Annotated in this window: 15 protein-coding genes; 10 read left to right on the top strand and 5 right to left on the bottom strand. The window is 55.1% G+C overall.

The genetic code is table 11. The features are described from left to right. Positions 1 to 42: 42 nt before the first annotated feature. From ACFVYJ_RS06890 to ACFVYJ_RS06855, 8 genes are all read left to right on the top strand, one after another. Positions 43 to 531: a Fur family transcriptional regulator gene (locus ACFVYJ_RS06890; protein WP_419414744.1), complete on the top strand. Its 489-nt coding sequence runs from the start codon at positions 43 to 45 to the stop codon at positions 529 to 531. Next, complete coding sequence (gene znuC, locus ACFVYJ_RS06885; protein WP_419414745.1) at positions 528 to 1,295, top strand: zinc ABC transporter ATP-binding protein ZnuC; 768 nt, start codon at positions 528 to 530, stop codon at positions 1,293 to 1,295. Before ACFVYJ_RS06890 ends, znuC begins: the two co-directional genes overlap by 4 nt. Then, positions 1,295 to 2,083, top strand: a complete 789-nt coding sequence (znuB, locus tag ACFVYJ_RS06880; protein ID WP_419414746.1) for a zinc ABC transporter permease subunit ZnuB — start codon at positions 1,295 to 1,297, stop codon at positions 2,081 to 2,083. The genes znuC and znuB overlap by 1 nt, the downstream gene beginning before the upstream one ends. A 68-nt stretch (positions 2,084 to 2,151) precedes the next feature. After that, positions 2,152 to 3,423, top strand: a complete 1,272-nt coding sequence (locus ACFVYJ_RS06875) for an MATE family efflux transporter (protein ID WP_419414747.1) — start codon at positions 2,152 to 2,154, stop codon at positions 3,421 to 3,423. Beyond that, a complete protein-coding gene (locus ACFVYJ_RS06870; protein ID WP_419414748.1) occupies positions 3,420 to 4,544 on the top strand; it encodes a PQQ-dependent sugar dehydrogenase in 1,125 nt (374 codons plus the stop codon). The genes ACFVYJ_RS06875 and ACFVYJ_RS06870 overlap by 4 nt, the downstream gene beginning before the upstream one ends. Positions 4,545 to 4,614: 70 nt before the next feature. Beyond that, complete coding sequence (locus ACFVYJ_RS06865) at positions 4,615 to 4,917, top strand: hypothetical protein (RefSeq protein WP_419414749.1); 303 nt, start codon at positions 4,615 to 4,617, stop codon at positions 4,915 to 4,917. Between the two features lie 65 nt (positions 4,918 to 4,982). Then, entirely contained in the window at positions 4,983 to 5,570 is a 588-nt protein-coding gene (locus tag ACFVYJ_RS06860) for a CBS domain-containing protein (protein WP_419414750.1), read from the top strand. 248 nt (positions 5,571 to 5,818) lie between these two features. Then, positions 5,819 to 6,712: a DMT family transporter gene (locus ACFVYJ_RS06855; protein ID WP_419414751.1), complete on the top strand. Its 894-nt coding sequence runs from the start codon at positions 5,819 to 5,821 to the stop codon at positions 6,710 to 6,712. Positions 6,713 to 6,748: 36 nt separating this feature from the next. Here ACFVYJ_RS06855 and ACFVYJ_RS06850 read toward each other — a convergent pair whose 3' ends face one another. Further along, positions 6,749 to 7,012 (bottom strand): YheV family putative zinc ribbon protein, encoded by a 264-nt coding sequence (locus ACFVYJ_RS06850; protein ID WP_419414752.1) that lies wholly within the window; start codon positions 7,010 to 7,012, stop codon positions 6,749 to 6,751. Further along, positions 7,009 to 9,054: an oligopeptidase A gene (gene prlC / locus ACFVYJ_RS06845; protein ID WP_419414753.1), complete on the bottom strand. Its 2,046-nt coding sequence runs from the start codon at positions 9,052 to 9,054 to the stop codon at positions 7,009 to 7,011. The genes ACFVYJ_RS06850 and prlC overlap by 4 nt, the downstream gene beginning before the upstream one ends. Before the next feature lie 123 nt (positions 9,055 to 9,177). Between prlC and ACFVYJ_RS06840 the strand changes: the two genes are divergently transcribed. Beyond that, positions 9,178 to 9,723, top strand: coding sequence for a gamma carbonic anhydrase family protein (locus tag ACFVYJ_RS06840; protein ID WP_419414754.1), 546 nt, complete (start codon positions 9,178 to 9,180; stop codon positions 9,721 to 9,723). After that, positions 9,710 to 10,327, top strand: a complete 618-nt coding sequence (locus ACFVYJ_RS06835) for a hypothetical protein (RefSeq protein WP_419414755.1) — start codon at positions 9,710 to 9,712, stop codon at positions 10,325 to 10,327. Before ACFVYJ_RS06840 ends, ACFVYJ_RS06835 begins: the two co-directional genes overlap by 14 nt. Before the next feature lie 150 nt (positions 10,328 to 10,477). On the opposite strand, the gene ACFVYJ_RS06830 is transcribed toward ACFVYJ_RS06835, so the two are convergent. The 3 genes from ACFVYJ_RS06830 to hemF form a co-directional block, all read right to left on the bottom strand. Further along, complete coding sequence (locus tag ACFVYJ_RS06830; protein ID WP_419414756.1) at positions 10,478 to 12,859, bottom strand: Lon protease family protein; 2,382 nt, start codon at positions 12,857 to 12,859, stop codon at positions 10,478 to 10,480. A gap of 130 nt (positions 12,860 to 12,989) precedes the next feature. Beyond that, positions 12,990 to 13,817: a shikimate dehydrogenase gene (gene aroE / locus ACFVYJ_RS06825; RefSeq protein WP_419414757.1), complete on the bottom strand. Its 828-nt coding sequence runs from the start codon at positions 13,815 to 13,817 to the stop codon at positions 12,990 to 12,992. Beyond that, entirely contained in the window at positions 13,818 to 14,732 is a 915-nt protein-coding gene (gene hemF / locus ACFVYJ_RS06820) for an oxygen-dependent coproporphyrinogen oxidase (protein ID WP_419414758.1), read from the bottom strand. Between the last annotated feature and the right edge of the window lie 13 nt (positions 14,733 to 14,745).

The following is a 14,745-nucleotide window of genomic DNA, read 5'->3' as shown; positions in this document are numbered from 1 at the left end:
ATCGCGTTACACTATAACATTATACAGCTTACAGGATAATCTATGGCCTCCGTTTCTCTGGCATTTGATCCTAACCACAATCACAGCACGTGCCGCAAACAAGCATTGGCCAAAGCCAAGCAGCTTTGCCACGAGCGGAAACTGCGCATGACGCCAATTCGCGAGTTGGTGCTGGATACCATCTGGCAAAGCCACAAGCCACTGGGTGCTTACGAACTGCTGCCCACCCTGTCCGAAGCGGGATTCAACTCAGCACCGCCAACCGTTTATCGCGCGCTGGAGTTCCTGCAAGAACAGGGACTGGTCCACCGGATTGCCCTGCTCAACGCCTTCATCGGCTGTCCCCATCCCGGCGCCAAGCACCATTGCTCATTTCTGATCTGCCAGCACTGCGGTAATACTCAGGAACTGGATATGCAGGCAGTCTCAGCGCAGATTAACCTTCAAGCCGCTGATCTGGGATTTACCCCGCAGCAGCAATCACTTGAGGTGCTGGGACTGTGCCGGAATTGCCAGGAGCAGCAACCATGAGCCATACCCACGAAGCCCTGATCAGCCTGCAACAGATCAATCACCACTTTGGCGGCAATCACGTTTTACAGTCCGTCAATGTCGAATTTCACCGCGGCTGCATCACCACCCTTATCGGCCCCAACGGCGCGGGTAAAACCACACTGATCAGAGTTTTACTGGGGTTACTGAAACCGGATAGCGGAAAGGTCTGGCGCCAGCCAGACCTGCGCATCGGCTATATGCCGCAAAAACTGCAGATTGATAAAACCTTCCCACTCACGGTTAAGCGTTTCCTCGAAACCAGCCAGTGCCGGGACACACAACGGTTGCAGGCCGCCCTGAAAGACGTGGGAGCCAGCGCCCTCTGGCAGCAATCGATTCACGACCTGTCGGGCGGTGAAATGCAGCGCATTTTGCTGGCACGGGCACTGCTGCGAGACCCCGAACTGCTGGTACTCGACGAGCCCGTGCAGGGGGTCGATATCAATGGCCAGTTAGAGCTTTACAGTCTGATTGAGCGCATCCGTGACCAACGGGGCTGCGGTGTAGTCATGGTCAGCCATGACCTGCATCTGGTCATGGCTGCTACCGACCATGTGGTTTGCATCAATCATCACGTTTGCTGCTCCGGCCACCCGGAACATGTCACCAATGACCCGGCGTTTGTCGAGCTGTTTGGTCAGCGCGGGGCCGAGCAGCTGGCAATCTATAACCATAACCACAATCACCGTCATACCGTGCACGGCGATATTGTCACAACCCATAACTGCGAGCACCACTGATGGAGATGTTTCTGATATATGCCCTGATCGGCGGGCTGGGTGTCGCAACCATCGCCGGACCTCTGGGTGCTTTTGTCGTCTGGCGCCGCATGGCTTATTTTGGTGACACCCTGGCGCACTCCGCCTTGCTTGGTGTTGCCTTGGGTTTTCTGCTGGATATCAACCTCAATCTGGCCATTATTGCCTGCTGCGTGGGCTTGTCCCTGCTACTGGTCAGCCTGCAACGCCAGCATCTGGTGGCCACAGACACGCTGTTGGGCATCATGGCCCACAGCGCCCTGTCACTGGGTCTGGTTGCGGTCGCCCTGCTGGAGATACGAATCGACCTGATGGCTTACCTGTTTGGCGACCTGTTAGCGATTGGGCCACAACAACTGGCCTGGATCTACGGCGGAGGATTATTGGTACTGGCGCTGCTGTACCGGCTGTGGCAACCATTGCTGGCAATCACCATCAATGAGGAGCTGGCCCGGGTAGAGGGTGTCAACGTGACCCTGATTCGCCTCTGCCTGATGTTGCTAATCGCGGTGGTGATTGCCATCGCCATGAAAATTGTCGGCCTGCTGCTGATCACGTCACTGCTGATTATTCCGGCCGCCACGGCCCGGCGGCTAGCCAGTTCACCGGAGCAAATGGCCATTGGTGCCGCCGTCTGTGGCTGTTTAGCCGTGTCCGGCGGCCTATTGCTGTCATGGTTTGGTGATACGCCGGCCGGTCCATCCGTGGTGGTTATTGCATTACTGTTGTTTATTATCAGCTACTTGTTACCACAACGCCTTACCGCATGACCAATCCGATCCTGCGCCACTGGCCAGAGCCAGACCTATTCAAAAGAGTATGGTCCCTGGCCTGGCCCATGATGTTATCCAATATCACTGTTCCCTTACTGGGTCTGGTGGATACCGCCGTCATCGGCCACCTACCAGACAGTCGGCATCTGGCAGCCGTCGCCGTTGGTAGCATGCTATTTACCATTATCTACTGGGCGTTTGGCTTTTTACGCATGGGCACAACCGGCCTGGTCGCGCAGGCTTGCGGCCGCAATGACGGCGAAGCCAACCGGCGCTTTCTGGCTCAGTCACTGCTGCTGGGCATTAGCATTGGGGGATTGCTCTGGTGTCTGCAGATACCCCTGATCAGTACCGGTCTGTATCTAGTTCAGGCCGCACCAGAGGTCACCGCCGAGGCACAAGCCTATGCTGCCATAAGGATCTATGGGGCACCCGCCATCCTCTGTCACTATGCCCTGATCGGCTGGTTTATCGGTAACCAGAATACCCGCACGCCACTGCTTTTGGTCATTTCGGCGAATCTGGTGAATATGCTGCTGGACCTGGTTGCCGTTTACGGACTGGATATGCGAGCCGATGGTATAGCCGCCGCCACGGTGATTTCCGAGTATTTCAGCCTGGCACTGGGGCTATATCTGGTGCGCCGTCAGCTTCGCCATATTCCTGGCGAACTACCCAGACAAAGACTGTTGCAGTGGTCCGATTACCTGCACCTAATCCGGGTCAATCGCTACCTGTTTGTACGCACCCTGTTATTGTTGGGCAGTATCGGATTTTTCACTGCACAAGGGGCACAACAGGGGACCGACATTCTATCCGCCAACGCAGTGCTGCTTAACTTCCTGCTGTTGATTGCCAACTGGCTGGATGGTTTCGCCCACGCCACCGAGGCACTGTCGGGTAAAGCGTTGGGGGCAGGACAGCTCAATGAATTCTACCAAACCGTCACTGCCGCTCTGTTCTGGTCCCTGTTCACTGCGCTAGGCCTGACACTGGTGTTCTGGCTGGCCGGGGGACTGATTATTGACCTGCTGACCGACATCGACAGCATTCGGGTACAGGCAAGACATTACCTGCCCTGGATTATTGCCTTGCCGCTACTCGGCGTCTGGAGCTTCCTGCTGGATGGCATTTTTGTCGGCACCACCCGTTTTCGGGCGATGCAGTACGGCATGATCTTCTCAGTATTCATAGTTTTTCTGCCCATGTGGTGGATAACTCAGCCGATGGATAACCACGGCTTATGGCTGGCATTTAGCAGTTTGTTTGTGGCTCGCGCCCTCAGCAGTGGCTATGTTTACTGGAGAATCAGTCAAACCCGAGGTTGGATACAATGAAACTCAACAGCCTGCTGCTATCACTGCCGTTACTGTTCAGTGGCAGCAGCTCATTAACCGCAGGCGACCTGCCATTACATCTGCTGCAGTTACCCGACGGCATGCAAGTGAGCGTCGTCGCAGAAGTGCCCAATGCACGGCAGATGGCTCTGGCCCAGGATGGCACTCTGTTTGTCGGTACCCGCCGCGATGGCCGGGTGTTTGTGTTACAGGATAAGGATCAGAACGGTCACTACGAACAACGCACTGCATTGGCTCAGGGGCTAAACCTACCCTCCGGCGTAGCCATTCGCGGTAACGACCTGTATGTCGCCGAGGTTAATCGAATCTGGCGCTACCCTAACCTGATTCCTTATCAAGGACAGTCCGTAGAACCCGAACTGTACTTTGACCAGCTGCCGGACAAATCAGCACATGGCTGGAAATACCTGAGCGTGGGCCCCGATCAGGCACTGTATTTTGGCATTGGTGCCCCCTGTAATATCTGCCGGTCCAACGACCAGCGCTTTGCTTCACTGGTGCGCCTGGGCACTGACAAGCAGCTGAGTATATTCGCCCAAGGGGTTCGCAACAGTGTCGGGCTGGCCTGGCACCCGAACAGCAACCAGCTCTGGTTCACCGATAACGGGCGCGACTGGCTGGGTGATAATCTGCCCTCCTGCGAACTGAATGTGGTAACCCGGCCCGGACAGCACTTCGGCTACCCGTTTGTCCATGCCGACAACCTGCCAGACCCTGAGTTCGGTGCGCAGGCACAAGGGCCATACCAGACACCCGCTTATCTGTTAGGAGCGCATAAAGCCCCTCTGGGCCTGACCTTTTACACCCCAGCGACCCAGGCCACAGCTCGCTTGCCCGGCCTCAACCAGAACAGCCTGCTGATTGCCGAACATGGCTCCTGGAACCGCAGCCAAAAAACCGGCTATCAGGTCGTGCGAGTCGACGTGAACGGTAGCGAGGCTGTGTCCTATCAACCGTTCATCACCGGTTGGCTGCAGGGCGAAACCGCCTGGGGCAGGCCCAATGATCTGGTCGTCGACCCCCGCGGTCACCTGTTGATTTCCGATGATCAGGCTGGGGTGATCTATCGCATTAAGCCGCTGCCTGACCAACCAAAATAACATTGACTTCAGATCGACAGGGTATAGTCTGAGCAGACTCCCTTCTGCAATTGGTAGCACAATAATCGCCATGCAACCCTGCACACACATTCGCCAACTCAGCCTGCAGTTGTCACTGCTGTTGTTGCTCTATTGTGTGTGCCTTTCGCCGGTTACTGTCGAGCCTGCCAGCCAATGGCTGAATGCCGAATACCCGGCCTCTGCCGGTCTGGTAACATCCACAGATAGCGAAGACGATCTAGATAATCTACTGCAGAAATTGCAGCGGTTTGACGCCACGCCACCACGCCAACAGACAGGGCTCAACTACCGGTCACCGCAGCTGCGGTTACGACCACAACCCGCCAACCCCCGCGCGCCTCCTCTGGGCTGAATTCCAGACCAGACAGATCCCTATCTATTTTATCTGCGCCTGAATTGCCAGGTGAGGAGCACGCCATGAACCTTTATCACACTCTGAAAACCCTGTCTTTGGACACTCTGAACTGTATCGCCAGCCCTGTGGTCAATGACCCTTTCACGCCGGACACCCCCGCAATCCGCATCATGACCGATTTCCGCCAGACCGAGCCCGTACAGGTCCAGCTTGATATGAGCCTGGACGAAGCGATGGAGCTGCTGCGTAGAATGCATGTGCGCAGCGGTTTGGTTACCGATGAAAACGGTACGTTCAAGGGCCTGGTTACCGTGGCTGACTTACTCAGCCGACAGGTGCTCAGCATCGCCACCAACCAGGGACTCAACCGCAGTGACCTGACCATTCGCGACCTGATGATTCCAAAACAGAAGCTCAGCGGTATCAGCCTACAGACACTGTTGCAGAGTAATGTAGGCGACCTACTGAAAACTCTGAAACAGGGTGGTAGCCAGTACCTGTTGGTGATCGACGATGCGGCAACCGCAATCTGCGGCATCATCTCGGCCAGCGATATTGCACGCAAGCTAAAGATTCCAGTGGATATCAGCCAGCGCGCCACCAGTTTTCGGGAGATTGTCGAGATTATCAACAGCAGCAATGGACACTAGCCTTGACAGGCTGTCACCGGGCACCTGAAAATGAGCGGGTTATGAATATTTTTGAACCGCCGCAACACATCGCAATTATGCCGGTCAGCCACCCACAGGTGCGCTGGGCACGACTACGCGTGTGCGCTTTGCGGCAGGGATGTTCATAGTCGGAAGATTATTGAAATTGACTGAAGGCCGCAGCATCACCTGCGGCCTTTTTTGTTTCTGGCCGCGGCACTGCCCTTCTCCATGCAGGAGCACATATCATGTCCGTACCCGCCGCCTATCTTGCGGTTATCGCCATCTGGTCAACCACACCACTCGGCATCAGCTGGAGCAGCGCAAGTCTGGGGCCTGAACTGGCCACACTAAGCCGTATTCTGCTGGCACTACCGATGGTGGTTATGGTCGCCTGGGTACTGGGTATACGCATGAGCTGGCGCCGCGATGCCTGGGTCAGTTACGGCATTGGTGGGCTGATGGTATTCGCCCCGATGTACTGCACCTATATCGCAGCCGGATACCTGCCTTCAGGTCTGATCTCGCTATTCTGGGGCATGACACCTCTGCTCTCCGCACTGCTGGCACGCCCTCTGCTGGGCGACCGTATTACGCCAGCACTGATCTTATCCCTGTTGCTGGGCGCAGCCGGGCTAGGGATTATCTTCGCCGAGGAACTGGTGATTACCGTAACAGCCTGGCCCGGAGTTGCCCTGCTATCTTTAGGGGTCGCCCTATACAGCCTGTGCGCTGTACTGTTAAAGCGAGTTGATAGTGGCGTGCACCCGATCAACCAGACTGCAGGCGCGTTACTGGTCGCACTGCCCTGTTACGGCCTGACCTGGTGGTTAAACGGTGCAGAAGCCATGATCTGGAATTGGCAGGACAGAGGCACCTGGGCCGTGATCTATCTGGCCCTGATAGGTTCGGTTGTCGGTTTTTTCTGTTATTTCTACATCCTGCAGCACCTGCGAGCCTCCAGCGTGGCATTGATCACCTTGATCTGCCCGGTATTTGCGCTCCTGCTGGGTCATCTGCTGAATGCAGAACTGGTTACGCTCAAACTATTGGTGGGAGCCTGCATGATTGGTCTGGCACTGGCGTGTTACCACTGGGGCGGGCGCATCCGATGGCACCTGCTGGTGCCGCTGAAAGCCTGAGTCAACCGGGTGCGCGGCACCCGGCTTGCTCATAGTTCAATGATCATGTCGCGTGTTGTCAGGATTCGGATGAAACAGCAATGGCTGGGCATCCGGATCAGCCGCTGCTTCCTCGGCCCGGCTGACCCGGGTCTCAAGCTCTGGTGGCGGATTATCGCCCGCCGCCAACTGCGCGTCGTTAAAATCACAGCGTACACATTCACGATAGATCTGCGTTTCATCACGCCAGGTACGCAGGCAGTCCATCTGGCCACAGCGTGGGCAGACAGCACCGGCAATAAAGCGTTTAACCGGGTTCATGCATTCTCCTCGGTAATACCACAGTGGCGCAGCAGAGCATCAACATTTGGTTCCCTACCACGAAACGCGATAAACAGATCCATCGGTTCGCGGGAGCCGCCCATTTCCAGGATATAACTGCGGAAATCCTGTCCGGCTTCAGGGCTGAATACACCTTCCTCTTCAAAGCGTGAAAACGCATCTGAAGACAGCACTTCAGCCCATTTATAGCTGTAATAACCGGCAGCATACCCCCCGGCAAAAATATGACTAAAACTGTGCTGAAAACGGTTGAATGCCGGCGGTTTAATCACCGCGACCTGGTCGCGCACCTCATTCAGCAACTGCTGAACATCAGTCTGGCCCGGCACAAACTCCTGGTGCAGACGGAAATCGAACAGGGAAAACTCAATCTGCCGCACCATCATCATGCCGGACTGAAAATTACGCGCGGCCAACAACTTATCCAGCAGATCCTGTGGCAACGGCTCACCGGTTTCATAGTGACCGGAGATCAGACCCAGCGCTTCCGGCTCATAACACCAGTTTTCCAGGAACTGGCTGGGCAGCTCAACCGCATCCCAGGCCACACCATTAATGCCACTGACATCGGCATACTCGATCTGCGTCAACATATGATGCAAACCGTGGCCAAATTCATGGAACAAGGTGGTAACCTCATTATGGGTTAGCAAGGCAGGTGCATCCCCCACCGGTGAATTAAAATTACACACCAGATAAGCCACCGGCAGCTGCAAGGCCCCGTCATCCAGACGACGGCGTACCCGGCAATCATCCATCCAGGCACCGCCACGCTTTTTCTCACGGGCATACAGGTCCAGATAAAAGCGCGCAATCCGCTCACCCTTGCGGCTAACTTCAAACAGACGGGCATCCTTATGCCAGCTGTCAAAGCTATCCACTTCGCTAATCTCTATGCCAAACAGCTTGCCGGCAACGGCAAACAGGCCGGACAAGACTTTCGGTAGCGGGAAATAAGGCCGGATCTGCTCTTCTGAGATCGCATACCGTGCCTGTTTCAGTTTTTCGCTGTAGTACGCCAGATCCCAGGCTTCAAGCTGCTCGATGCCATGTTGTTCACGGGCAAAGTCACATAGCTGCTGATAATCCCGGCGTGCCACCGGCAGACTTTTTTCAGCCAGGTCATGTAAGAAGTCGGTCACCTGTTGTGGTGTTTCCGCCATTTTGGTGGCCAACGAATACTCTGAGTAATTATCAAAACCCAGCAATCGGGCCAACGCCTGGCGCAGGGTCAGGATCTCTTCCATAACGGCCGTGTTATCCCACTGCCCCTTACCCGGCCCCTGATCTGAAGCACGGGTGGCAAACGCGGTATAGATCTCCTTGCGCAGTTCCCGGTTATCCGCATAGGTAATGGTGGCGATGTAGGAAGGGAAATCCAGCGTCACCAGCCAGCCCTGCTTGCCTTTCATCTCTGCAAGCTGCTTGGCTGCTGCCAGCGCCATGGGTGGCAGTCCGGCCAGATCCGCTTCATCCTGAATCGATTTCTGCCAGTCATCACTAGCATCCATGACGTTTTCAGAGAAACGGGTAGTCAGTTCTGATAACCGCTGCTGCAGCTCAGCGTAACGCTGCTTGTCTTCACCCTGCAGTGCGATTCCGGACAACCTGAAATCACGCAGGGTGTTATTAACCACCTTTTGCTGTGCTTCATCCAACTGGGCGAATGCTTCACTGTCAGCCAATTGCTGAAAAGCCTGAAACATCTCCTGGTTCTGGCCCATTTCGGTCCAGTACTGGGACAGTTTAGGCAGGCAGGCATTATAAGCCTCCCGCAGGGCATCACTATTCACCACGCCGTTCATATGCGACACCGGCGACCAGGCTTTCGATAACCGGTCATTCATCTCTTCCAGCGGTGCCACCAGGCTATCCCAATCAGGGGTGCTTAAACTGCTGAGTATCCGTGCCACCGTATCCCGGTTGTCCTGTAAAAGCTGGTCAATGGCCGGCTCAATCTGCTCGGGGCGAATCTGACTGAAGGCCGGCAGTCCCTGGGTGGCTAACAGAGGGTTGCTCATAACGGGGTAACTCCTAACGGATACGGTTTCCTATACAATGGGTATGGTAACGCCAATTTCAATCGCCGGGTGATTGAGTTTTCCAATCCGGCGCAGAGTATTTTTCTATACAGGACAGCAACAATGAAGATCCGCAGTTATCAGGGCATGAGCCCGAAATTGGGTGAGCGTGTATTTGTAGACCCCAGTGCGGTGGTACTGGGGGATGTCGAGCTAGGGGATGACGTGTCTGTCTGGCCACTGACGGTAATCCGTGGCGATATGCACCGCATCAGGGTTGGCGAGCGTACCAGCCTGCAGGATGGCTCAGTACTGCATATCACCCATGCCGGCCCTTACAACCCGGACGGCTTCCCTCTGATTATCGGTGATGACGTCACAGTCGGGCATCAAGCAATGCTACATGGCTGCACCATCGGCAACCGGATACTGATTGGCATGGGTGCCATGGTGATGGATGGCGCGGTGGTAGAAGATGAAGTGGTGGTTGGTGCAGGCTCACTGGTGCCGCCGGGTAAGGTACTGCAAAGTGGCTATCTCTATGTCGGCCGACCGGTTAAACAGGTACGCCCACTGACCGAAAAAGAACTGAGCTTTTTAACCTATACCGCCGGTAATTATGTGCGGCTGAAAGACAAACACTTGCAGGAAGACTATGCCCAGTTATAAGCGATTTGGCTTACTCCTGCCCCTGCTGCTGACAGGCTGCGCCGGGGTACAGCAAACCCCTGCAGAGTGGCTGGCATATTACGAAATCCCGGCTCCGGACAGTCAGCACCATCTGGTGTTGTGCAGTAACGTCGACTGCGCACAAAAACAAACCGTGCAGTTGAGCCAGGCACAAATGACCAGATTACGCGCCATTTTTGCGCCAGCCGCTACCGCAGCAGAACAGGAGCGGCATCAACTGGCACAGGCGGTGGGGCTGCTGGAAACAATGGTGGCGCCTGCACTGAATACGGCAGGCGACGGCCCCGGTAACACGCTGGGGTTGTTCAGTGACAGCAATCAGCTAGATTGTGTCGCAGAGACCAGCAATACCAGCGTCTATCTGCTGCTACTCAATCAGGCCGATCTACTCCGTTTCCACCAACCGGCGGGGCGCGCCCATCGTGGTTTTTTCAACGGCCATATGCCGCACAACAGCGCCACCATTATCGATACGACAACTGCCCAACGTTATGTCGTGGATTCATGGTACGGCGCCAATGGCGAACCGGCCTGGATTGCACCGGCAGAGGACTGGCTGGCAGGCGCGCGTCCGCCTAAATAACAGAACTGGGGTGACAAGTCAGCCTTTCATCCCCCCGAGTAAAAGGCCGACTGTCACAAAGACAGCATGAAATATCACGCTGTCCGCATAATCCAACAGCCGCCCGATGAGCGCAAGCAACTCAGTGCAATTTACACCCAATGGATCAGCTCAAGCTGAGTCGTCTCCCGCCTTCGCCAGCGCGATCTCCCGCAACCGCTTAACCACCTGGGCATTAACGCTGCGCTGGGTAAAGCTGCCATCAGCCTTACGACTGCCAGCCTTGCGGCCCATCAGGATTTCTAGGCACTGATCCACATGTGCTACGGCATATACTGAGAATTCACCCCGTTCTACCGCTGCCAGCACTTCGGCTTTCAGCATCAGGTTACGCACGTTTGCACGAGGGATCACAACCCCATGCAAGCCCGTCAGGCCACGGGTTTTACACAGGTTAAAGAAACCTTCGATCTTCTCATTAACCCCACCAATCGCCTGCACCTCACCATACTGGTTAATCGATCCAGTAATAGCAAAGCTCTGACTGATCGGAATATGGGTCAGCGCCGACAGCAATGTACAGACCTCGGCCAATGACGCGCTATCCCCATCGACATAGCCGTATGACTGCTCCAGCGCGATACTGGCTGACAGCGCCAATGGGAAGTCCTGAGCATATTGATGACCCAGAAAACCCGACAAAATCAGCACACCCTTGGAGTGAATCGGCTGACCCAGGGTAACTTCACGCTCAATATCAACAATGCCCCGGTTGCCAGGATGCACCGTGGCTGTAATACGCGCCGGGGTGCCAAAGGACACATCTCCCACCTGCAGCACAGTCAGACCATTGGCCTTACCAACCGCCTCCCCTTCAGTATCGATCAGTACTGTCTGGTTAAGGATGCCCTCCTCAATCTTTTCCGACATGCGCGAGGTACGGCGTTCTTTAGCATCCAGTGCCAGCTCCACGTGATCGGCATTGATCAGACTGTCTTCTTCACGAATCCGTTTGTAATCGGCTTCGCACAGCAGATCAACCAGCTCGCCGATATGAGCTGACAGCAATTCCTGATCCTCGGCCTGGCGAGAACTGTGTTCCACCAAGCGAGAGACCGCACGGCGAGTCAAGGGAGCCAGCCCTTCTTCATCCGCCAGGGTTTTCATCAGTCTTGCATAGTTGCGAATCGACTGTGGGGTACGTTTTACATCTTCATCAAAATCCACCACCACCCGGAACATTTTTTCGAAGTCGTGATCCAGCTCCTGCAGCAAGTAATAAATATTGCGACCACCAATCAACACCAGCTTCACCGACAGAGGCACTGCCTGAGGTGTCAGAGTGATGGTGCTCAGCCCGCTGTATTCACTGGCCGGACTTTCAATGCTTATCTCATGGGATTTCAGCGCTCTTTTCAGCGCCCCATAAACAAACGGCTGCTCCAGGAGTTTTTCTGCTTCCATCACCAGATAACCACCATTAGCCTGATGCAGAGCACCGGGACGAATCAGCTTATAACTGGTGGAAAGTGCCCCCATTTCCGAGGTGTATTCCACCCGGCCAAACAGGTTTTCATAACTGGGGTGGGCTTCATATACCACCGGCGCGCCCTTGATCTTATGGTTATCCACCAGCAGATTAACGCCATAACTGTCTTCGAGCAGATTCAGGCGACCACTGTCGCTGATCACCTCTCCCAGTTTGTCTTCGCCAGCAATGTCATTACAATTTTTAACCAGCGAGGTTTCCATCGCGGTGAGGTATTCATTCACCCCGGGAGTATTGTTGTATTTCTCTTTTGCCGGCTGAAATAGCGGTGCTATGGCCTGTCGGGCAGTATCCCGGTCCAGGTTTTTCAGTTTCTCTGAGGCTTCACGCCGCCATTTCGGCAGCCCGGTCAGTTCCTCGTTAAGCTTTTCTTCCAGCATACTGATCGCCTTGTTGAAGGCATCCCGGGTCTCTTCCGGAAGCTGGGAAAATACTGCCTCATCAATTGCCTGACCATCAGCGACAGGGGTAAAACCAATGCTGCCGGCGTCCCGATAGACCGCAACGCTGTACTGCCGGCCTTCCTTTTCCACGACCTCAATCGCCTGATCATAATAACGGTTCAACTCCCGTTCGATCTTGCTCTTCTTTCGCTGGTAGGTGGGGCTTTCAAACGCCGCAGGCATCTCGGCCAGCACCCCTTCAAGAATGTTTTTAACATCGCGCTTAAAGGTCTGGGCTTTGCCCGGCGGCAACTGTAAGGCAATGGGGTGACGGGTATCGGCCAGGTTATTCAGATACACCCAGTCACCGGGTTTTTTCTCTTTTTTTGCCGCGGATTTCAGGTTTTCCATGGCAAAGGAGAAACGTCCAGTATGTGGGTTACCCATCACGAACAGGTTATACCCGGGCCGGCGCATGCCGATGCCGAACTCCATCGCTTCAATAGCCCGGTCCTGGCCAAAAAAGCCGCTAAAGGGTTCTAGGGTAGCTGTAGTTTTAAAGGGCAGTAGTTCAGGATCGCAGCGCTGATAGAGCTGCTCGGGTGTCAGTCGGGTTTCCATGCTGGCACAGTACTCCTGCTAGGGGCTGGAGGAGGGTCGATGCAGACCGCTGTTACCCTCGTTATACGCCTAGCAGACACACCATGCAAGTGTGAACAGTTCGGAAAAGCATGAATGAGTTGCCTAAAAATCAAACAGTTAGCGACTGCCTTAACTGCACAATGACCGGAGCGGTTTGCGGTAGCACACCACGCCATAAGCGGAAGGATTCTGCTGCCTGCTCAACCAACATGCCCAGGCCATCCATCACTTTCAGCGCCCCCTGCTGCTCTGCCCAGCGGCAGAATGCAGTGGGTTCAGCTGCATACATCATATCGTAGCACCAGCCTTGTGCTGCTAGCACAGCCGGAGGCAATGGCGGCACCTCGCCCTGCAGACTGGCGGCCGTACCATTGATAATCAGATCAAAAGACTGCCCGGCCAGATCGGCAAAACCGCATCCGGAAATCGGGCCATAAGCGGCCATCAAGTCAGCCAGCTGCAGCGCTTTGTCCGGGGTTCGGTTCGCCACCACCACGCTGGCCGGCTGCTGCTCCAGGACTGGCTGCAAAACGCCGCGCACCGCACCACCGGCACCCAGAATTAAGATTCGCTGTCCCTTCAGACTGCCACCGTGATTTTCGACAATATCACGCACCATGCCGATACCGTCGGTATTGTCACCACACAGCTGCCCTTGTTCATTGCGATACAGGGTATTCACTGCGCCCGCGAGCTCTGCTCTTGGTGAGCGTTGCTCGGCAAGGCTCCAGGCATCCTGTTTGAACGGGATGGTGATATTCAAGCCCTGACCCGAAGCCTGCATAAACTGCTGCACTGCGTCCTGAAAACCATCTTCAGCAACGCAGATCGCTTCATAAGTCAGGTCCTGTCCGGTCTGTGCAGCAAAGGCGGCATGAATCTGAGGTGACTTGGAGTGCTTGATCGGATTGCCAAATACGGCATAGCGGTCAGTCATTTATACCTCGAGCCAATTGCGGGGCTGCAGATAACGGCTGTATAACTCAGCTTCGGCAGTATCCGGTTCCGGTTTCCAGTCATAGCCCCAGCGCACCTCAGGTGGCAGTGACATCAAAATTGATTCCGTTCGACCACCTGACTGCAGGCCAAACAGAGTGCCACGATCATACACCAGGTTAAATTCCACATAGCGCCCGCGCCGGTGTAGCTGAAAATCGCGCTCCCGTTCGCCATAGACGCGGTCTTTATTGCGCTCAATGATGGGCAGGTACGCTTTAGTGTAAGCATCACCAATGGATTGCATCAGGCCAAAACAGTGATCAAAGTCGGGCTGGTTCAGATCATCAAAAAACAATCCCCCGATACCGCGCGGTTCCTGGCGATGCTTCAGGACAAAATAATCATCACACCACTGCTTGAAATGAGGGTATACATCCTCACCGAAAGGATCACAGGCAGCTTTGGCAGTTTCATGCCAGTGTCGGCAATCCGCATCATTGCCATAATAAGGCGTCAGATCAAAGCCGCCACCAAACCACCACACCGGGTCAGCACCGGGTTTCTCGGCAATAAAAAACCGGACATTGGCATGCGAAGTAGGGATATAAGGGTTATGTGGATGGATAACCAGAGATACGCCCATGGCCTGAAAACTACGACCCGCCAACTCGGGGCGATGCGCTGTCGCAGAACCCGGCAGGTTATCACCAAACACATGAGAAAAATTAACCCCGCCTTTTTCGACCACTGCACCATTCGTCAAAACCCGGGTGCGCCCGCCGCCACCCGCCTCACGTTGCCAGGCATCTTCCATGAACTGCGCCTTGCCATCAGCCTGTTCCAGCGACTGACAGATTCGATCTTGCAGATCCAACAGGTACTGTTTTACCGCTTCAGTGTTTGGCAATGACATGATGGAACTCCTC

Source organism: Pontibacter sp. JAM-7 (assembly GCF_048548695.2).
Taxonomy (GTDB): domain Bacteria; phylum Pseudomonadota; class Gammaproteobacteria; order Pseudomonadales; family Balneatricaceae; genus Neptuniibacter.
This window is presented reverse-complemented; position numbering and strand designations above follow the sequence as displayed.